22 protein-coding genes are annotated in these 17,414 nt (G+C 67.4%); 3 read left to right on the forward strand and 19 right to left on the reverse strand.

From position 1 onward, the window contains the following. Nucleotides 1-32: 32 nt before the first annotated feature. From ACZLIB_RS05375 to ACZLIB_RS05445, 15 genes are all read right to left on the reverse strand, one after another. Nucleotides 33-299 carry a hypothetical protein gene (locus ACZLIB_RS05375; RefSeq protein WP_010483664.1) on the reverse strand — a complete coding sequence of 89 codons (267 nt, stop codon included), beginning with the start codon at nucleotides 297-299 and terminating at the stop codon, nucleotides 33-35. Between the two features lie 61 nt (nucleotides 300-360). After that, nucleotides 361-1,722, reverse strand: coding sequence for a magnesium transporter (mgtE, locus tag ACZLIB_RS05380; RefSeq protein ID WP_010483662.1), 1,362 nt, complete (start codon nucleotides 1,720-1,722; stop codon nucleotides 361-363). A 194-nt stretch (nucleotides 1,723-1,916) separates the two neighbouring features. Beyond that, nucleotides 1,917-3,686, reverse strand: a complete 1,770-nt coding sequence (ptsP, locus tag ACZLIB_RS05385; protein WP_478469302.1) for a phosphoenolpyruvate--protein phosphotransferase — start codon at nucleotides 3,684-3,686, stop codon at nucleotides 1,917-1,919. Nucleotides 3,687-3,688: 2 nt separating this feature from the next. Then, nucleotides 3,689-3,958 (reverse strand): HPr family phosphocarrier protein, encoded by a 270-nt coding sequence (locus ACZLIB_RS05390; RefSeq protein WP_005408385.1) that lies wholly within the window; start codon nucleotides 3,956-3,958, stop codon nucleotides 3,689-3,691. Then, on the reverse strand, nucleotides 3,951-4,343 hold the full coding sequence (locus ACZLIB_RS05395; RefSeq protein WP_049462131.1) for a PTS sugar transporter subunit IIA: 393 nt from the start codon (nucleotides 4,341-4,343) through the stop codon (nucleotides 3,951-3,953). Before ACZLIB_RS05395 ends, ACZLIB_RS05390 begins: the two co-directional genes overlap by 8 nt. A 393-nt stretch (nucleotides 4,344-4,736) precedes the next feature. Further along, entirely contained in the window at nucleotides 4,737-5,621 is an 885-nt protein-coding gene (gene rapZ / locus ACZLIB_RS05400) for an RNase adapter RapZ (protein WP_049400686.1), read from the reverse strand. 27 nt (nucleotides 5,622-5,648) lie between these two features. Further along, nucleotides 5,649-6,599, reverse strand: coding sequence for an HPr(Ser) kinase/phosphatase (gene hprK / locus ACZLIB_RS05405; RefSeq protein ID WP_005408388.1), 951 nt, complete (start codon nucleotides 6,597-6,599; stop codon nucleotides 5,649-5,651). Next, nucleotides 6,596-7,048: a PTS sugar transporter subunit IIA gene (locus ACZLIB_RS05410; protein ID WP_032130191.1), complete on the reverse strand. Its 453-nt coding sequence runs from the start codon at nucleotides 7,046-7,048 to the stop codon at nucleotides 6,596-6,598. Before ACZLIB_RS05410 ends, hprK begins: the two co-directional genes overlap by 4 nt. A 21-nt stretch (nucleotides 7,049-7,069) precedes the next feature. After that, entirely contained in the window at nucleotides 7,070-7,387 is a 318-nt protein-coding gene (gene hpf / locus ACZLIB_RS05415; RefSeq protein WP_004147311.1) for a ribosome hibernation-promoting factor, HPF/YfiA family, read from the reverse strand. 58 nt (nucleotides 7,388-7,445) lie between these two features. Then, on the reverse strand, nucleotides 7,446-8,870 hold the full coding sequence (locus ACZLIB_RS05420) for an RNA polymerase factor sigma-54 (RefSeq protein WP_478469303.1): 1,425 nt from the start codon (nucleotides 8,868-8,870) through the stop codon (nucleotides 7,446-7,448). Between the two features lie 40 nt (nucleotides 8,871-8,910). Continuing rightward, a complete protein-coding gene (lptB, locus tag ACZLIB_RS05425) occupies nucleotides 8,911-9,630 on the reverse strand; it encodes an LPS export ABC transporter ATP-binding protein (protein WP_049400688.1) in 720 nt (239 codons plus the stop codon). After that, nucleotides 9,630-10,181, reverse strand: a complete 552-nt coding sequence (lptA, locus tag ACZLIB_RS05430) for a lipopolysaccharide transport periplasmic protein LptA (protein WP_032130194.1) — start codon at nucleotides 10,179-10,181, stop codon at nucleotides 9,630-9,632. Before lptA ends, lptB begins: the two co-directional genes overlap by 1 nt. 104 nt (nucleotides 10,182-10,285) lie before the next feature. After that, nucleotides 10,286-10,861 carry an LPS export ABC transporter periplasmic protein LptC gene (gene lptC / locus ACZLIB_RS05435; protein WP_049462883.1) on the reverse strand — a complete coding sequence of 192 codons (576 nt, stop codon included), beginning with the start codon at nucleotides 10,859-10,861 and terminating at the stop codon, nucleotides 10,286-10,288. Continuing rightward, nucleotides 10,858-11,406 carry a KdsC family phosphatase gene (locus tag ACZLIB_RS05440; RefSeq protein WP_049398160.1) on the reverse strand — a complete coding sequence of 183 codons (549 nt, stop codon included), beginning with the start codon at nucleotides 11,404-11,406 and terminating at the stop codon, nucleotides 10,858-10,860. The genes lptC and ACZLIB_RS05440 overlap by 4 nt, the downstream gene beginning before the upstream one ends. A 66-nt stretch (nucleotides 11,407-11,472) precedes the next feature. Further along, nucleotides 11,473-12,474, reverse strand: coding sequence for a KpsF/GutQ family sugar-phosphate isomerase (locus ACZLIB_RS05445; RefSeq protein WP_032130370.1), 1,002 nt, complete (start codon nucleotides 12,472-12,474; stop codon nucleotides 11,473-11,475). Nucleotides 12,475-12,528: 54 nt separating this feature from the next. Here ACZLIB_RS05445 and ACZLIB_RS05450 point away from each other — a divergent pair, with 54 nt between their 5' ends. Genes ACZLIB_RS05450 through ACZLIB_RS05460 form a run of 3 tightly spaced genes read left to right on the forward strand, consistent with a single transcriptional unit; the run spans nucleotide 12,529 to nucleotide 14,378 of the window. Continuing rightward, nucleotides 12,529-12,759 carry a BolA family protein gene (locus tag ACZLIB_RS05450; RefSeq protein ID WP_005408396.1) on the forward strand — a complete coding sequence of 77 codons (231 nt, stop codon included), beginning with the start codon at nucleotides 12,529-12,531 and terminating at the stop codon, nucleotides 12,757-12,759. Nucleotides 12,760-12,780: 21 nt separating this feature from the next. Then, nucleotides 12,781-14,052 (forward strand): UDP-N-acetylglucosamine 1-carboxyvinyltransferase, encoded by a 1,272-nt coding sequence (murA, locus tag ACZLIB_RS05455; protein ID WP_049462885.1) that lies wholly within the window; start codon nucleotides 12,781-12,783, stop codon nucleotides 14,050-14,052. Beyond that, complete coding sequence (locus ACZLIB_RS05460; RefSeq protein WP_032130368.1) at nucleotides 14,049-14,378, forward strand: hypothetical protein; 330 nt, start codon at nucleotides 14,049-14,051, stop codon at nucleotides 14,376-14,378. The genes murA and ACZLIB_RS05460 overlap by 4 nt, the downstream gene beginning before the upstream one ends. A gap of 113 nt (nucleotides 14,379-14,491) precedes the next feature. Here the strand turns inward: ACZLIB_RS05460 and ACZLIB_RS05465 are convergent, their stop codons facing one another. The 4 genes from ACZLIB_RS05465 to ACZLIB_RS05480 all read right to left on the reverse strand — a co-directional run bounded on the left by ACZLIB_RS05465 (nucleotide 14,492) and on the right by ACZLIB_RS05480 (nucleotide 17,388). Next, nucleotides 14,492-15,175, reverse strand: coding sequence for a DUF3108 domain-containing protein (locus ACZLIB_RS05465; protein WP_010483632.1), 684 nt, complete (start codon nucleotides 15,173-15,175; stop codon nucleotides 14,492-14,494). Nucleotides 15,176-15,177: 2 nt separating this feature from the next. Then, entirely contained in the window at nucleotides 15,178-16,002 is an 825-nt protein-coding gene (locus tag ACZLIB_RS05470; RefSeq protein WP_049398164.1) for a DUF3108 domain-containing protein, read from the reverse strand. 67 nt (nucleotides 16,003-16,069) lie between these two features. Next, a complete protein-coding gene (gene purN / locus ACZLIB_RS05475) occupies nucleotides 16,070-16,729 on the reverse strand; it encodes a phosphoribosylglycinamide formyltransferase (protein ID WP_049398165.1) in 660 nt (219 codons plus the stop codon). Continuing rightward, nucleotides 16,726-17,388: a DUF2238 domain-containing protein gene (locus ACZLIB_RS05480; protein WP_049398166.1), complete on the reverse strand. Its 663-nt coding sequence runs from the start codon at nucleotides 17,386-17,388 to the stop codon at nucleotides 16,726-16,728. Before ACZLIB_RS05480 ends, purN begins: the two co-directional genes overlap by 4 nt. Nucleotides 17,389-17,414: the final 26 nt, after the last annotated feature.

A 17,414-nucleotide genomic window follows, 5' to 3' on the forward strand; every position in this document is an offset into this window, starting at 1 on the left:
CCGCCAACGTCGGCCCGGCATCGTGCGCCGCGTCACTGCGGGCGCGGGAAGCTGGCGATGATGTCCAGCTGCTCCTGTGCCTCGGCATTGCCTTCGGCGGCCGCAGCCTGCACCTGCGCCATATCCGGGTGCAGCACCACCAGCAGCGGGTTCTCGCAGACCGGGCAGTCGTACTCGGTGGCGTCCTCGTCCAGCTCCATCTCCATGGCACGCGAGCTGCCCTTCCATTCGCAGGCCGGGCAGGTGTGCTGCTGGTCGCGCCAGCCGGGCTGGAAGTAATTTTCGATCGTCGTTGCCATGGGTGTTCCAGTTGGGATCGGGTCAGCGCCCCGCGCGGTGCGGATCCGACCCTTGATACGGTCAGTGCAGCAGCACCAGGGTGGCCAGGCCGAGGAAGGTGAAGAAGCCCATCGAGTCGGTCACGGCCGTCAGGAAGATGCCACTGGCCAACGCCGGATCGAAGCCGAAGCGTTTCAGGGTGAGTGGCACCAGCACGCCGGCCAGCGCGGCGAACAGCAGGTTGCAGGTCAGCGCGATGGCGATCACCGCCGACAGTCCGGGTGAATGGAACCAAGCGAGTACGATCAGGCCCAGCACCGAACCCAGCATCACGCCGTTCAACAAGGCGACCCGCACTTCCTTCCACAGCAGCGTGCGCGCGTTGGAGGCGCCCACCTGGCCCAGCGCCAGGCCGCGCACCATCAGCGCCAGCACCTGGGTGCCGGCATTGCCTCCGAGGCCGGCGACGATCGGCATCAGCACCGCCAGCGCTACCAGCTTGTCGATGGTGCCCTCGAAGTGGCCGACCACGCTGGACGCCAGGAATGCCGTGCACAGATTGACCGACAGCCACATCAGGCGGCGGCGCATGGCGCGCCAGACCGGGCTGAACAGATCCTCGTCCTCGTCCAGGCCGGCGGCGCCAAGCGCCTGGTGCTCGGCCTGTCCACGGATGATGTCGACCACGTCATCGATGGTGATGCGGCCGACCAGGATGTTGTTGTCGTCCACCACCGGCGCGGAGATCCAGTCATGGTCGGAGAACTGGCGGGCGACTTCCTGGTCGCTTTCGCCGACATCGATCGCCGGTTGCTCGTCGTCGATCAGGCGGTTGATCGGGGTGGTGTCCTCGTGGGTCACCAGTGCCGCCAGCGACACCCGGCCGAGGTATTGATGGCGACGGCTGACCACGAACAGATGATCGGTGTGGTCGGGCAGTTCGCCACGCAGGCGCAGGTAGCGCAGCACCACGTCAACGTTGACGTCGGCGCGCACGGTCACCACGTCCGGGTTCATCAGGCGGCCGGCGCTGTCCTCGGGGTAGGACAGCACCTGCTCCAGGCGCTCGCGGTTCTCGCGGTCCATCGACTTGAGGACTTCGTCGATGACCGTGTCCGGCAGATCTTCGACCAGGTCGGCCAGATCGTCGATGTCCAGGTCTTCGACCGCGGCGATGATCTCGTCCGGGTCCATGTCGGCGAGCAGGCTCTCGCGCACGTCGTCGCCGACGTGGACCAGCACCTCACCGTCATCTTCCGGATCGACCAGGCCCCAGACCACCTCGCGCTTGCCCGGCGGCAGCGATTCGAGCAGGTTGCCGATCTCGGCCGGGGCCAGGGTGTTGACCAGGCGGCGCACCGGGCCCAGCCGACCGCTGTCCAGTGCGTCGGACAGCATCCGCAGTTGGCGCGCAGTCTTGTCGTGGCGTACAGCTTCAGCCATCGCAGCTCCCGCGGGATAAGAAAAGCCGCGATCCCGGCAAGGATGCGGCAACAGGGGTGTTCAGCGCGTCATTATCGCAAGGGGATGTTTCAACGCATAGCCGCCGGGCGGTGGTAGTGCCGGCCGCTGGCCGGCAAGCGGCCCCATCGAAGGCCATGAGGTTGCCGGCCAGCGGCCGGCACTACCCTTGGCGCTCAGGGCGTATCCGCCACCAGCGCCAGCCAGCGTTCGATGGCGCGGCGGTCGCGCGCGGACAGCAGCTTCGGCGCACGGGCGCGCAGTGTCCCCAGGTCGGCTTCGCGGATCGCACGGCGTACCTCCAGCAGTGTGCCGGGGTGCAGGCTGAATTCGCTCAGGCCCAGCGCCAGCAGCAGCGGAGTCATCCGTGCATCACCGGCCATCTCACCGCAGACCGCCACCGGAATGCGATGCCGCGCGCCGGTCTCGATCACCATCTGCAGCAACCGCAGCACGGCCGGATGCAGCGGCGAATACAGCTCGCCCAGTGCCTCGTTGTTGCGGTCGGCGGCCAGCAGGTACTGCACCAGGTCGTTGGTGCCGATCGACAGGAAGTCGACCAGGTCGATGAAGCTCTCCAGCGCCAACGCCGCAGCGGGCACCTCGATCATCGCCCCCAGCGGCACATGGTCGGACACCATGTGGCCTTCGCTGCGCAGCTGTTCGGTCAGCTTGAGCATGCGCCGGCGCACCGCCAGCAGTTCCTCGCGGGTACTGACCATCGGCACCAGCACGCGCAGCTTGCCGTAGGCCGAGGCGCGCAGGATCGCGCGCAGCTGGGTGTCGGCCACCTTGGGCCGTGCCAGCGACAGGCGTACGCCGCGCAGTCCCAGGGCCGGGTTTTCTTCGTTGCTCAGGGTCAGGCCGGTGCGGTCGGCCTTGTCCGCGCCCAGATCGAGCGTGCGGATGGTGACCGGTCGCCCGCTCATGCCCAACGCGGCATCGCGGTAGGTCTGGAACTGTTCTTCTTCGTCCGGCAGCTCGTTGCGCTGCAGGAACAGGAATTCGGTGCGGTACAGGCCCAGCCCCTGCGCGCCCAGCGCATGCGCCTGGGTGACGTCCTCCAGCGATTCGGCATTGGCCAGCAGGGCGATGTCGACCTGGTCGCGGGTACGGCTGGGTTTGCTGCGCAGGCGGCCGAGCTCGCGCTGCTCGCGCGCATGTTCTTTCAGGCGCGCGCGGTAGTCGCGCAGGTTGTCGGCCTGCGGGTTGGCGGTGATGCTGCCGTCGGCGCCATCGATGATCAGCACGTCGCCATCGGCGATGCGGCTGAGCAGCTGCGGCACGTTGACGATCAAGGGCAGGTGCAGGCTGCGCGCCAGGATCGCACTGTGCGACAGCGCGCTGCCGGCGGCGGTGACGATGCCGACCACCCCCTGCGCCTGCAACTGGGCAAGCTCGGAGGGCGCGATGTTGTCGCAGACCAGGATTTCACCGGCCAGGCCTTTCATCACCGGCGGCCGTTCGGGCTGCAGGAAGGCGTGGATGCGGCCGATCACATGGTCGAGGTCGTCCATGCGGCTCTTCAGATAGGCATCGTCCATGCCATCGAAGACCTTGGCCAGGCGGTCACGCTGCAGGCGCAACGCATAGCCGGCGCTGTAGGGGCCGCTGCGGATCAGTTCGTCCAGCCCGAACAACAGCTCGGGGTCGTCCAGCAGCAGGGCATGCAGGTCGAGGAACTCGCCCACCTCCTGGTTCAGGGCGCCATGCAGGCGCTGCCGCAGTTCGTGCATTTCCGTGCGCGCGGCATCCACCGCGCGGTGCAGGCGGGCCAGCTCGGCCTCGACCTGATGGGCGGCGACGCGCTGCTCGGCCACTTCCAGCGCATGTGGCAGGCGCACCCGCGCCCGGCCCATCGCCGCGCCACGGGCAGCACCGTGCCCGGCCAGCAGCTGTACCGGCCGCTGGCCGGAGGGGACCTGGCCGGCGCGCGCGCGTGGCACGCTCAGCTGTCCTCGTCGAAGCGGCGTTCGAACAGGCCGACCACCGCTTCCATCGCGGCGGCTTCGTCCTCGCCGTTGATGCGCACTGTGACCGGGGTGCCCTGGCCGGCGGCCAGCAGCATCACGCCCATGATGCTCTTGGCGTTGATCTCACGGCCCTTGGCGGCCATGGTCACGTTGCAGCGGAACGGCGCCAGGGTCTGCACCAGCTTGGCGGTGGCCCGGGCATGCAGGCCCAGGCGGTTGCTGACGGTGAGTTCTCGTTCAAGCATCGTCGACTATCGCTCCATTACGGGTACCCGCCGCGGCTGTGGCGGGCAGTTGATCCAGTCCCTGTTCCGGATAATTCATCACCCGCAGCAACATCGGCAGGCTCAGCGCCGACACCCGGCGAACCGGGGTCCCCAGCCGGGCCAGCTGCCCGGCAAGGTTGGCGGGGCTGGCGCCGTACAGGTCGGTCAGGATCAGCACGCCTTCACCATTGTCGACCCGCCGCAGAGCGGCCGAGGCGAGCGGGAGCAGGGCGTCCAGGTCTGCGTCGAACGGTACTTCGAAAGCTTCGGTTTTCAGCGGCAATTGCCGCAGGAGCCGGGTCGCCACGTCTAGCAGGGCGGTCCCGACCCCGGGATGTGTTACGAGGAGAATGCCACAGGTCATTACTGCACGTTAACAGGTCAAGGTGAATTGGCGATAGCAGCAGATGAGGGGCACTGTGTCCCGTATTCAGCGTTACCGGGGTCAGAGCCCTTTTCCCCTGGAAAAGGGATCCGACCCCATGCGTTTTTCGATGCCTGACCGGGATTCATCCACGCATGGCGTGGATCTACTGTGTCGACCAAGGTCGACACCTACCAACAGCACACGGAATCTGTCAGAGGTGGGGCGGTGTGGGTCTGCAGGACCGTTGGCGCCATGGATGGCGCCATCGAGCCCCCATGGACGGGTTTACGGCGTGTCCTGCAGACCCACACCGCCCCGCCATCCCACGTAATCCCGCTCTTGCCGTTGACGTGGCCTCTGCGGGTGCCGGGCGCAGCCCGGCCGACCCCCTCAATCCTGTTCGCGGTGGTAGGTCGCCACGTCTTCCCAGCCCATCTCGCGGGCATGCCGCGCCATGCGCTCGGCCAGGAACACCGAACGGTGCTTGCCGCCGGTGCAGCCGAAGGCCACGGTCACATAGCTGCGGGTGCCATCCCCCAGCTTCGGCAGCCAGGTATCGAGGAAATCCATCAGCTGGGTCAGGTAGCGCTGCACGTCCGGCTGCGCTTCCAGGTAGTCGCGCACGCCCGGTTCGCGGCCACTCAGCGCACGCAGATCCGGGTCCCAGTGTGGATTGGGCAGCACCCGCGCATCGAACACGAAGTCAGCCTCGGCCGGCACGCCGCGCTTGTAGGCGAACGATTCGAACAGCAGCGACAGGCCGGTGGCATGGTCCATCGTGAACTCGGTGATGATCCGCCGCCGCAGCTGATGCACGTTGAGATTGCTGGTATCGATCACCGCATCGGCCTCGCGGCGCAGCGGCGCGGTCAATTCACGCTCACGCGCGATCGCTTCGGGCAGCGACAGGCCCAGCTGGCTCAGTGGATGGCGGCGGCGGGTGTCGGCGTAGCGTTTGAGCACGGCCTCGTCGCTGGCCTCGAAGAACAGCACCTTCACTTCCACGCCGGCATCGGTGGCCAGCTGCCGCCAGTCGCCCAGCTGGCTCAGGTCGGCCTGGCCGCGCACGTCGATGCCTACGGCCAGGCGGCGTGGTGCGCTGCCGTCGTGGTTGGCCAGCAGGCTGCGCACGAAGTCGGGCAGCAGATTGATCGGCAGGTTGTCCGAGCAGTAGTAGTCCTGGTCCTCGAAGGTCTTCAGGGCGACGGATTTACCCGAGCCGGACAGGCCGCTGACGATGATCAGGGTCGGGGCGGAGGGGGTGACGGTGCTCATGGACAGGCTCTTCGAAGGACAGGGGAATCAGGGTGTTCGCCGTTCCAGCAGGTTGCTGTGGCGGGCGATGAACATGGCCGCCGGGTCGATGCCCTTGGTGCGCAGGATGTGCAGGCGGGTCGCGGCCTCGGTCAGCACGGCCAGGTTGCGGCCGGGCATCACCGGCAGGGTGATCAGCGGTACATCCAGGTCCAGCACATGGCGGGTGCCCGAGTCGCCGGTCAGGCGCTCGTAGCCATGCGGGGTGGGTTCGGTCATCGGCTTGGTCAGGTGGACGATCAGCCGAAGGTACTTGTTCTTCTTTACAGCCGTGTCGCCGAACATCTCGCGCACGTTCAGCACGCCCAGGCCGCGCACTTCCAGCAGGTCCTGCAGCAGTTCGGGGCAGGTGCCATCGAGCACGTCGGGCGCGATCTGGGTGAATTCGGGCGCATCATCGGCGACCAGGCGGTGGCCGCGGCTGAGCAGTTCCAGCGCCAGCTCGCTCTTGCCCGATCCGGCCTCTCCGGTGATCAGCACGCCGATGGAGTAGATCTCCATGAACACGCCATGCAGGATCACCCGCGGCGCCAGCGTGCGGGCCAAGTGGTAGGACAGGTGGTTGAGCAGTTCGTGGCCGCGCTTGGGTGACAGCCACAGCGGCGTGCCGGATTCATCAGCGGCGGCACGCAGGTCTTCCGGGCAGGCCTGGTTGCGGGTCAGCACCAGCGCCAGCGGGTGCGACTGCATGATCTTTTCGATGGTCTCCCAACGCTGGCGCGGTTCCAGTGCATCCAGCCAGGACAGTTCCTCGGTACCCAGGATCTGCACCTTGTTGGGGTAGATCGCATTGAGATAACCAGCCAGCGATGGACGCCGCGAGACCGTGTTGCCGGCCTCCAGCTCGCGCTTCTCGCCGGACTTGCCGGCAGCCCAGCGCAGCCCCAGCCGCTCGCGCTGCTGTTCGAACAGTTCACGGGCGGTGATGCTGGTATTCATGCGGCACTCGCAGGTGGGGTCATGTCCAGCGCCTCGCGCAGCGCCCGGGCATCGCCCGCTTCGCGCAGGGCCTGGCGGATGTCGGGCGCCGAAAACAGCTCGGCCAGCTCGGACAGCAGCATCAGGTGCTGGTGGGTGTAGTGGGCGGGGACGGCCATGGCGAACACCAGGTCCACCGGCTCGTCGCCACCGAAGTCGACCGGGGTGGCCAACCGCAGCAGGGCGCCGCGGGGGCGGTCCAGGGTTGGCGCGCGGCCGTGGGGAATGGCGATGCCGTGACCGATCGCGGTGCTGCCCAGCGCTTCGCGCTGGCACAGGTTCAGATAGATCTGTTCGGCGTTGGCCTGGCGGCAGGCCAGCAACCCGGCGGCGGCCTGCAGGACGCTGTCGCGGTCGGTGGCCGTGCAGAGCTGGGTCTGCACGGCCGCCAGGAGGTCAGTCAGGGGCATGTCTGCGGGGAACGGTGGCGATCAGCCACCATTGTCGCCCACCGGCAGCGGTGCGTGCTGCTGTTTTTTCTCCTTGTGCTTGATCACCAGACGGTCAAGCTTGTCCGCAAGCAGGTCGATCGCGGCATACATGGTCTGGGCATTGGCCTCGGCGTGCAGGGTCTGGCCGGGAATGTTGAGGCTGGCGTCGACGTGGTGTTCGGTCTTCTGCAGCTTGAGGGTCACCCGCGCTTCGCAGTGCTGGTCGAAGTGTTTGCCGATCCGGGCCAGCTTCTCCTCTACATAGGACTGCAGGGCCGGGGTGACTTCGACATCTTTGCCAAACGTTTCGATGCGCATCGGGTTTCTCCTGTGTTCGGATGTGCCAATGAACCTCTCCGCCGGGCGCGGCGGCGCGTCAAGCGATTCTGACCCTTTCGTGCGAGGCGGAAATGTTCATGGCTTCACGATACTTCGCCACGGTGCGTCGCGCTACTGGAATTCCCGACGATTTGAGCAGGTCAGCCAGCTTGGCGTCAGAAAGCGGCTTGCGCGGGTTCTCGTCGTCGATCAGGCGCCGGATCATCGCCTGGATGGCCGTGCTGGACGCCTCGCCACCGCCCTCGGTATCGATGCCCGAGGCGAAGAAGGCGCGCAGCGGCAGGGTGCCGCGCGGGGTACGCACGTGCTTGCGGGCGATCGCACGCGAGACCGTGGATTCGTGCAGGCCGAGCTCGGTGGCGATCTCGCGCAGGGTCAGTGGACGCAGCGCCTGCTCGCCGAATTCGAGGAAGCCGGCCTGCTGCAGGATCAGGCTGCGTACCACCCGCAGCAGGGTTTCGCCACGCTGCTGCAGCCCTTTCAGCAGCCAGCGCGCTTCCTGCAGCTGGGCACGCAGGTAGCCGGCATCGGCGTCGCCACAACGTCGGATCAGCTGTTCGTAGCCGCGGTGGATCACCACCTTCGGCCCGGCATGCGCGGCCAGCGCTGCGCGCCATACGCCGTTCTGCCGCCACACCACCACATCCGGCACTACGTAGGTGTCCTGCGACAGCGGTGCGATCTGCGTGCCCGGGCGCGGGTCCAGCGAGCGCAGCAGGGTGACTGCCGTCTCGACCTCGTCCAGGGGCTGTTTCAGTTCATGGGCCAGCCCGGCGACGCCGCTGCGCGGCAGCCGTTCCAGCGGGCCTGCGGCAATCTGTCGCGCCAGCACCAGGCCGGGCGTGTCACCGGCCAGCACATCCAGCTGCAGCAGCAGGCATTCGCCCAGCGTGCGTGCAGCCACACCGACCGGATCGAAACGCTGGATGCGATGCAGCACGGCGAGGATCTCGTCCTCGTCGGCGTGGATCGCCGGCAACAGGGTTTCGGCGATGGTGGCCAGCGGCTCGCGCAGGTAACCGTCGTCGTCCAGCGCATCGATCAGTGCGGCACCGATACTGCGATCACGCGAGGACAGATGCGACAGATGCAGCTGCCACAGCAGATGGTCGGCCAGTGTTTCGGTTTCGGCTACGCGCTCGGCGGCGCTGCCGGTGTCGTCGTCATCGTCGAAGCTGCCGCCGCTGCCGGCCGCGCTCCAGTCCAGTTCGGCCGGTGCCCAGTCGTCGCCGCTGTCGGCACGTTCGGCCGCTGCATCGCCGTCGGGGTTGTCACTGGTTTCGTTGGCGGCGCTGCTGCTGTCACTGCTGTCGGCCCAGTCCAGCAGCGGATTGCTTTCCACCGCCTGGGCGATCTCCAGCTCCAGCTCGGTGGTGGACATCTGCAGCAGCTTGATCGCCTGCTGCAACTGGGGCGTGAGCACCAGCTGCTGTCCCAACGATGTCTGCAGCCGAGTCTTCATGCCTGTGCCGAAAGGAAGGAGAGGGACCCGGCGCTTGCCGTCACAGCTTGAAGGAATCCCCAAGGTAGACGCGACGCACGTCGGCATTGTCCAGGATCGCTTCCGGCGAGCCCTGGGCCAGCACGCTGCCCTCAGCGAGAATATACGCGCGGTCGCAGATACCCAAGGTCTCGCGCACGTTGTGGTCGGTGATCAGCACGCCGATGCCACGCTGCTTGAGATGGGTGACGATGCGCTGGATCTCGCCGACGGAAATCGGGTCGACGCCGGCGAACGGTTCGTCGAGCAGGATCAGGCGCGGCTGCGCGGCCAGGGCACGGGCGATCTCGCAGCGGCGACGTTCGCCACCGGACAGGCTGGCGCCGAGCTGGTCGGCGACGTGGCCCAGCTGCAGTTCGTCGAGCAGGCTGTTCAATTCACGCTCGCGGCCAGCCGAATCCAGGCCCTCGCGCAGCTCCAGCACCAGGCGGATGTTGTCGGCCACGGTCAGCTTGCGGAACACCGACGGCTCCTGCGGCAGGTAACCCACGCCCTGCTTGGCCCGGGTATACATCGGGTCGCCGGTGATGTCCTTGCCGTCGAGCACGATGCTGCCAGCATCGGCGGCAACCAGGCCGACGATCATGTAGAAGCAGGTGGTCTTGCCGGCGCCGTTGGGGCCGAGCAGGCCGACCACTTCACCGGCGTCGAGGGTCAGCCCGAAGTCCTTGACGACTTCGCGTTGCTTGTACTTCTTGCGCAGGCCCTTGGCGACGAGCATTACTTCCTGCTCCCGGCCGGCTGTGCCGGCGTGGTGGCCTTGGGCTGTGCCGCAGGTGCGGCCGGGGTCTTGTTCTTCGGCGGGATGACAGTGCGCACGCGGCTGCCGTCGCCACCGGAGTTCATTTCGCCGGTGCGGGTGTTGTAGACCATGCGCTGGCCGGCATTGGTGCCGCGCGCGCTGGTGACCTTGTAGTTGCCGGTCAGGGTGATGATCTCGGTCTTGATGTCGTAGTCGATGCGGTCGGCCAGCGCGTCCATCCAGGTGCCATCATCGAGCTGCTGCTTCATCTTGGCCTGCTTGCCGGTGAACACCGCACGTACGGGCTCGCCGTCCTTGAGGTAGATCTCGGCCTCGGACGAGCGCAGGTCCAGCGTGCCCTGGGTGATGATCACGCCCTGCGACAGCACGGTCTTGCCGTCGCCGGTGAGCGTGCCCGACTGGGCGCCGGAATCGATGTGCATGTCTTCGTTGCGGTCGGTGGACTTGGCGAAGGCGGCGCTGGGGACAAGAAGACCAAGCGCGAGTACGGCGGCAAAGGGAATCTTCATCGGGGTCCGTTCTACCGGTGGGGGCCTCCCGGGTGGACCGGGGGCGGGCGGGTGGGGCTGCCGGCCTTGCGCCTGTCCGGAGACGTCGCAGGCTGGCGGCGGAATCAGCGTTTGGGCGTGTAGCGGCCCTTGGACTGGCTGAGGAAATGATACGTGTTGTTCTTCGAATCCACTTCGAAGCCGACGCCGGACTGTTCCATGCCCGGGCGGGTCATGGTCACCAGGGCGTCGGTGCGGGCGCGGTTTTCCTTCGGGAACACGTCCAGATGGTCGGTGCGGAAGGTGGTCGGCACCGTGCCCGGGCCGACCGGGCTGTCGCCGGCGACGTTGCCGCGCAGCTTCATCTCGTCGCCCTTGGCGCTGAGCCAGCCGGTTTCGGCACGCAGGGTCCAGTGCCTGCCATCCTTGTCCGGCATCTCGAACAACGGCGTGGCGATGTTGATGGTCTGGTCACCGCGCTGGCGTTCCAGCAACGGTGCGCGGAGAGTGGTCGATTCCTTGCCGTGCTCATCCAGGGCGACGATCTGGAAGTCGTGCAGGATGTAATCCACGCCCACTTCCTGGCCGCCACTGGCTGGCCCCTTGTCGCGGTTGCGCAGCGCCGCCCAGCTGCTCAGCAGGGCGGCCAGCAGCAGGCCGATGCCGAGCAGGGTGCGCCAGTTCACGGTCGGCAGGTTCATGCGCCGAACCTCGCCAGCACCGCATCCACATGCCCCTGCGCGGCCAGCAGGATGTCGCACAGCTCGCGCGCGGCGCCACGCCCGCCATCGGCACGGGTCTGCCAGTGCACGCGCTCGGCGATCCACGGATGGGCGTTGGCCGGCGCCACCGCCAGGCCGACCGCGCCCAGCGGCGCCAGGTCCGGCAGGTCATCGCCCATGAAGGCCACCTGTTCCAGGCCGATGCCATGCTGCGCGCACAGCGCCTGCACGCTGGCCAGCTTGTCGCCCACGGCGATCTGGGTGTCGATGCCGAGGTCGGCGCCGCGCTTGAGCGCGGACTGGCTGTTGCGCGCGGTGATCAGCACGGGATGGATGCCGTGCTGCTGCAGCAGTTTCAGGCCCAGGCCATCCTGCACGAAGTACGCCTTGCTCTCGTTGCCGTCCTTGTCGTAGTACAGCCGACCGTCGGTGAGGGTGCCGTCCACGTCGAAGCAGGCCAGGCGGATACGGGCCGCGGCGGCATGCAGGTGGGCAGGGAAGGCGGGCAGGGGGGACCAGGGCATCAGGGCGGCAGGCTCGGTGGGTTCGGGTGGGGCAGTACAGACTGAATGGGGTCTACGGACTGTCGGTTAAACCACCCGGGCCCGCAACAGGTCATGAATGTTCAGGGCGCCGACTGCACGGCCCTGGTCATCGACCACGATCAGGCCGGTGATCTTGTGGGTCTCCATCAGCCGGGCCGCCTCCACCGCCAGCTGGTCGGCGCCGATGGTGCGTGGGTTGCGCGTCATCACATCGGCGATCTTGGCGGTGCGCACGTCCAGCGCGCTGTCCAGCGCGCGGCGCAGGTCGCCGTCGGTGAACAGGCCGATCAGCACGCCGCCGGCATCGACCACGGCGGTCATGCCCAGCCGTTTGCGGCTCATCTCCATCAGCGCTTCACTGAGACTGGCGTCGGCGCCCACGCTGGGCAGGTCGTCGCCGGTGTGCATCACGTCGGTGATGTGCAGCAGCAGGCGGCGGCCGAGGCTGCCGGCCGGGTGTGAACGGGCGAAATCGTCGGCGGTGAAGCCGCGCGCATCGAGCAGGGCCACCGCCAGCGCGTCGCCCATCGCCAGCGAGGCGGTGGTGCTGGAGGTCGGCGCCAGCGCCAGCGGACAGGCCTCGGCCGGCACGCTCACGTCCAGGTGGATGTCGGCGGCGGTGGCCAGGCTGGACTGTGGGCGCCCGGTCATGGAAATCAGCACGTTGCCCTGGCGCTTGAGCACCGGCAGCAGCATCAGCACTTCGTCCGACTCGCCCGAATAGGACAGCGCCAGCACCACGTCGTCCTCGGTGATCATGCCCAGGTCGCCGTGGCCGGCTTCACCCGGGTGCACGTAGAACGCCGGCGTACCGGTGGACGCCAGGGTGGCGGCGATCTTGCGAGCGATGTGCCCGGACTTGCCCATGCCGGTGGCGACCACCCGGCCGCGGCTGGCCAGGATCGCCTGGCAGGCCTGCTGGAACGCCTCGCCAAGGCGGTCGGCCACGGCGTCCAGCGCCTGCCGCTCGATCTCGAACACGCGGCGGCCGCTGGCGACCAGGCCGGCAGGGTCGACGGAACGGGGGGGCAACAGGGATTCGGCCATGCGGACGCCACGCAGCGGAAGTAGAATGGAGGCACATTTTATTAGGAAAGCCCGTTGGACGCCGACACCATCCGCAATCTGATCGAAACCGGCCTGCCCGGCGCCCGCGCCGACGTGCAGGGCGACGATGGCGTGCATTTCGAAGCGACCGTGGTCTGCGAGGCCTTCGCCGGCAAGATGCCGCTGGCCCGCCACCGCATGGTGTATGCCACGCTGGGCGACCTGATGGGCGGCGCGATCCACGCGCTGGCGCTGAAAACCGTGACCCCGGCCGAAGCCGGCTGAACCGCAGAAGATCCCGAATACATGGCCAAGATCGTTGTGACCGGCGGCGCTGCGCTGCACGGTGAAGTGAGCATCTCCGGCGCCAAGAACGCCGTCCTCCCCATTCTCTGCGCGACCCTGCTGGCCGATGCGCCGGTGGAGATCACCAACGTGCCGCACCTGCACGACGTGGTCACCACGGTGAAGCTGCTGGGCGAGCTGGGCGCCAAGGTCACCATCGACCAGGGCACGCTGTCGCGCGGCAGTGCGATCGTGGTCGACCCGCGTTCGGTCAACCAGCACGTGGCACCGTACGAGCTGGTCAAGACCATGCGTGCCTCGATCCTGGTGCTGGGCCCGCTGCTGGCCCGCTTCGGCGCGGCCGAAGTATCGCTGCCGGGCGGCTGCGCGATCGGTTCGCGTCCGGTCGACCAGCACATCAAGGGCCTGCAGGCGCTGGGTGCCGAGATCGTGGTCGAGAACGGCTTCATCAAGGCCACCGCGAAGCGGCTGAAGGGGGGGCACTTCACCTTCGACATGGTCAGCGTCACCGGCACCGAGAACGTGCTGATGGGCGCGGTGCTGGCCGAAGGCACCACCATCCTCGACAACTGCGCGATGGAACCGGAAGTGACCGATCTGGCGCACTGCCTGATCGCGCTGGGCGCGAAGATCGAAGGCCTGGGCACTGCCCGGCTGGTGATCGAAGGCGTCGAGCGCCTGTCCGGCGGCCGCCATGAAGTGCTGCCCGACCGCATCGAGACCGGCACCTTCCTGGTGGCCGCAGCGATGACCGGTGGCAAGGTCACGGTCAACCGTGCGCGCCCGAACACCATGGACGCGGTGCTGTCCAAGCTGGTCGAAGCCGGTGCGAAGATCGAGACCACCGACGACAGCATCACCCTGGACATGCAGGGCAAGCGGCCGAAGGCGGTCAACCTGACCACCGCGCCGTACCCGGCATTCCCGACCGACATGCAGGCGCAGTTCATGGCGCTCAACTGCGTGGCCGACGGCGTGGGTGTGATCAACGAAACGATCTTCGAGAACCGTTTCATGCACGTCAACGAACTGCTGCGCCTGGGCGCGGATATCCAGGTTGAAGGGCATACCGCCATCGTGCGTGGCAACGAACACCTGAGCGGCGCGCCGGTGATGGCCACCGACCTGCGCGCCTCGGCCTCGCTGATCCTGGCCGGCCTGATGGCCAGCGGCGATACCACCATCGACCGCATCTACCACCTTGATCGTGGCTACGAGAACATCGAAGAGAAGCTGTCTTCGCTCGGCGCCACCATCCGGCGCGTGCCATGATCCTGCGCGGCAAGTTCAGCCCGCGTCGCAAGGCGCTGCTGGCGCTGGTGCTGATCGTGCTGGCGTGGCTGGGCTATGCCTGGTACGCCAACATCGCCATCACCCAGGGCATCGAGCAGAAGGACATGGACTGGAACGGCGATGGCACGGTCTCGCGTGATGAAATCATCGAGTCGTTCTATGCGGTCGCAGTGAACGACAGCCAGGACGGCAACCGTCATTGCCGCACCTTCGTCTGGCGCAGCACCGGTGAGCAGATCCGCGTGGACTGCCGGACCGAGTTCAAGCCGGCCGAGGAACAGAAACCGGCTGAAGCGAAGAAATAAGAAAACGCCCGCGAAAGCGGGCGTTTCTTTGGGATACACCCATCCACGCATGGCGTGGATCTACTGGAACGTGAAGTAGATCCACGCCATGCGTGGATGACGTGGATCTCCGGTCAGTTCATCGCCTTGATGGTCAGGTCCAGCGCATCGCGGCCGCTCTCACGCTGCAGCATGCGCGCCGGCACCGGGAATTCCGGCACGATCCAGGCGATCAGCTCCTTGTTGCCGTCGGCGCGCGAGACCTTGGTGGCCTCGTAGCTCTTGCCGCCCACGGTGATCGATTCCTTGCCGATCACACGGTACGTCATGTTCTTGATGCGGCCTTCGTCGACCATGCGATAGGTCAGCGGCTTGCCTGCCGCCAGGTCACGGGCGATCGCCAGGTTGATCAGCAGCGCATCCATGTCACCGGCTTTCAGCGCAATCGGGCCAGCGCGATCCGGCTTGATGTCACCGGTCCAGGTGGCCTGGTTGCTGGTCCAGTTGTAGTTGGCCTGCACGTTGCGCTTCTTCACCAGCAGCGCCGAACGGTCCTGGCTGCTGAGCGGGCGCAGCTGGCCACGCACTTCCTCGAACACCGTGCTCTGGCTGAGGTCGGCCAGCTGGTTCTTCACCTGCAGGCTGTAGCGCCACTTGTTGCTGCCTTCACTGGCCAGGGTCATGGTGCCGTTGGCCTGCATGCCCATGTAGCTGGCCAGGTAATCGGCCTTGAACGGTTCCAGCGCCATGGCCGGCAGGCTGGCCACGGTCAGGGCAGCGGCTGCGATCCAGGTGAGGGGGCGGGTCAGGGTGTTCATGCTCAGACTCCTTGGTATTCGATCAGGCGCAGATCGACGCGGTCTTCGCCGTCTTCGCGTTGCAGGATGCGCACCGGGGTGGGGACACCGTTGGCGATCCAGAGAATGGTTTCGTTTCTGCCACCGTTGGTCCGGTAGACCCGCAGTGCGTTGTAGGACAGGTCGCCGACCTCGACGTTCTCGGTCTGCGGCGCGGCCTGGTAGTCGTGTTCGCGGACCTTGCCCATGTCCACGTAGCGGTAATGCATGGAGGCGCCTGGACGCGCATCGCGCATGATCGCCAGGTTGATCAGCAGCGCGCTCTGGTCGCCTGCCTGCAGCGGGATCGGCTGCGCGCGTTCCTTCTTGACGTCACCGGTCCATTGCGCGGTGCCGGCCTGCCAGTTGTAGGTGCCGACCGCCTTCTTGCCCAGGAACAGGCCCTTGCGCACCGTGCTCTGGCTGAGCGGCGCATACACGCCGCTGCGCTCCTCGAACACTGTGCTCTGTTCGATGTTCAGGCCCAGCACGCTGGCAAAGCCGCGGCGGCCGACCACCTGCATGTCCACCCGCCACTGGCTGCCGCCGGTGTGGGTGACCTGCATGCTGGCATCGCCCGCTTCCTTGCCCTTGTAGAAGGCCTGGTAGGTGGCGCTGAACGGTTGCAGCGGCGGTGGCTCCCAGGCCAGTGCCGGTGGCATCGGTACGGCCGGCGCATCGGCTGGCGGCTGCGCTGCGGGCACCGGTGCCGGCGGGGGGGCGGGCGCCTGTGCCTGGCCCCAGCCCACGCCGGGGAACACGGCAAGCGACAACAGCAATGGAGTGGACAGCAGGGTCGTGGTCTTCATGGAGGACAGGGACCGCAGGAGGGGGCAGGATGCCAGCCCCGCAGTCAGCGGGGCGTGTGCATGGGGACTACCGGTTCAGGTTCCCGGCGGAATCTAGGGCCAACGGGCTAAACAGGGGGTGACCGTCCAGTTGCGGCTGGCCCTCCCGTTCAGCCAGGCGGCCGGCGCACAACAGCTGCAGGGTGGCGATCAGCAGCGGATGCTCCACCGCCAGCACGCGCGCGGCCAGGCTGTCGGCGTCATCGCCGGGCAGCACCGGCACCCGCACCTGCGCCAGCACGGCGCCCGCATCCAGCTCGGGCACGACCAGATGCACGCTGGCACCGTGCTCGGCGTCGCCCGCCTGCAGCGCCCGTGCGTGGGTGTCCAGGCCCTTGTGCAGCGGCAGCAGCGATGGATGGATGTTGACCAGCCGGCCATTGAAGCGCTGTACGAAGGCCGCGCCGAGGATGCGCATGTAGCCGGCGCAGACGATCCAGTCCGGTTGTACTGCGGCCAGCGCATCGCCGAGCGCCTGCTCGTAGCTGGCGCGGTCGCTGAAGGACTTCGGTGCATGCGCCCAGCGCAGGTTCGGTGCGACGCGCTGCAGGGCCTCTGCGGCGGGGCGGTCGGAAAACACGCCGACCACCTCGGCGGGCAGTCGGCCGTCGGCAATGGCATCGAGGATGGCCTGCAGGTTGCTGCCGCGGCCGGAGGCGAGCACGGCAATGCGGGTGGTCGCGGTCACTGCTGGGCGCTCCGGCGGATCAGCGGCCAGATCAGCAGGCTGCCGAGGGTGGCCATCAGCATGTCGGCGTGTGCGTCCCACATGTCGCCCTGCTGCCCGTTGTAGGCCTCGGCAGCATCCGGCGACAGCGCCAGCGCGATGGCCCACTCGAACCATTCGTAGACCAGGCTGGCACACATCACCGTCATCACCGCCAGGGTGAAGGCCTGGCCCAGGCGCAGCGCCGGCCACGCATGACGGGCAAGCTGCAGCAGCGCAGGAGTGAAGCAGACGCCGAACAGGAAGTGGATGAGGCGATCGAAATGGTTGCGCTGCCAGCCGAAGGCCGCATTCGGCGACCAGCCGCTCAGCGTCTGCGCCCAGGCGTCGTAGGGCACGTTGGAATACAGCCAGCGCGCGGCCACGCAGTGCAGGGCGATGAAGCCGCAGATCGCGATGAAGGCACCGTTGCCCAGCCAGCCGCCGCGACGGTCGACCCACAGCAGCGCGGCCAGCCCGATCACGGTCAGGGTGCTGTGCAGGGCCTGTTCGGTAGGCCACAGCGGGTGGACCCAGCTGATTGCGAACACCGCCAGCACGGCGGCAAAGGCCAGCTTCTTGGGGCCCGAGAAACGGTGGGTGGTGGGCGAAGCGGACGTGGGGAGGGCAGGCGCGGACATGGGAAATCGATCAGGAAAGGACGGGG

It is taken from the genome of Stenotrophomonas sp. 220_Sma, assembly GCF_056487375.1.

Bases quoted from the DNA above. Each gene is read 5' to 3' on its own strand.
- ACZLIB_RS05375 (WP_010483664.1), bottom strand. From the start codon at position 299: ATGGCAACGACGATCGAAAATTACTTCCAGCCCGGCTGGCGCGACCAG.
- ACZLIB_RS05445 (WP_032130370.1), bottom strand. From the start codon at position 12,474: ATGGCCGAATCCCTGTTGCCCCCCCGTTCCGTCGACCCTGCCGGCCTG.
- murA (WP_049462885.1), top strand. From the start codon at position 12,781: ATGGCCAAGATCGTTGTGACCGGCGGCGCTGCGCTGCACGGTGAAGTG.
- ACZLIB_RS05390 (WP_005408385.1), bottom strand. From the start codon at position 3,958: ATGCTTGAACGAGAACTCACCGTCAGCAACCGCCTGGGCCTGCATGCC.
- hpf (WP_004147311.1), bottom strand. From the start codon at position 7,387: ATGCGCATCGAAACGTTTGGCAAAGATGTCGAAGTCACCCCGGCCCTG.
- ACZLIB_RS05465 (WP_010483632.1), bottom strand. From the start codon at position 15,175: ATGAACACCCTGACCCGCCCCCTCACCTGGATCGCAGCCGCTGCCCTG.
- ACZLIB_RS05480 (WP_049398166.1), bottom strand. From the start codon at position 17,388: ATGTCCGCGCCTGCCCTCCCCACGTCCGCTTCGCCCACCACCCACCGT.
- lptA (WP_032130194.1), bottom strand. From the start codon at position 10,181: ATGAAGATTCCCTTTGCCGCCGTACTCGCGCTTGGTCTTCTTGTCCCC.
- ACZLIB_RS05470 (WP_049398164.1), bottom strand. From the start codon at position 16,002: ATGAAGACCACGACCCTGCTGTCCACTCCATTGCTGTTGTCGCTTGCC.
- mgtE (WP_010483662.1), bottom strand. From the start codon at position 1,722: ATGGCTGAAGCTGTACGCCACGACAAGACTGCGCGCCAACTGCGGATG.
- ACZLIB_RS05395 (WP_049462131.1), bottom strand. From the start codon at position 4,343: ATGACCTGTGGCATTCTCCTCGTAACACATCCCGGGGTCGGGACCGCC.
- ACZLIB_RS05410 (WP_032130191.1), bottom strand. From the start codon at position 7,048: ATGCCCCTGACTGACCTCCTGGCGGCCGTGCAGACCCAGCTCTGCACG.
- ACZLIB_RS05420 (WP_478469303.1), bottom strand. From the start codon at position 8,870: ATGAAGACTCGGCTGCAGACATCGTTGGGACAGCAGCTGGTGCTCACG.
- hprK (WP_005408388.1), bottom strand. From the start codon at position 6,599: ATGAATACCAGCATCACCGCCCGTGAACTGTTCGAACAGCAGCGCGAG.
- ACZLIB_RS05440 (WP_049398160.1), bottom strand. From the start codon at position 11,406: ATGCCCTGGTCCCCCCTGCCCGCCTTCCCTGCCCACCTGCATGCCGCC.
- lptB (WP_049400688.1), bottom strand. From the start codon at position 9,630: ATGCTCGTCGCCAAGGGCCTGCGCAAGAAGTACAAGCAACGCGAAGTC.
- rapZ (WP_049400686.1), bottom strand. From the start codon at position 5,621: ATGAGCACCGTCACCCCCTCCGCCCCGACCCTGATCATCGTCAGCGGC.
- ACZLIB_RS05460 (WP_032130368.1), top strand. From the start codon at position 14,049: ATGATCCTGCGCGGCAAGTTCAGCCCGCGTCGCAAGGCGCTGCTGGCG.
- lptC (WP_049462883.1), bottom strand. From the start codon at position 10,861: ATGAACCTGCCGACCGTGAACTGGCGCACCCTGCTCGGCATCGGCCTG.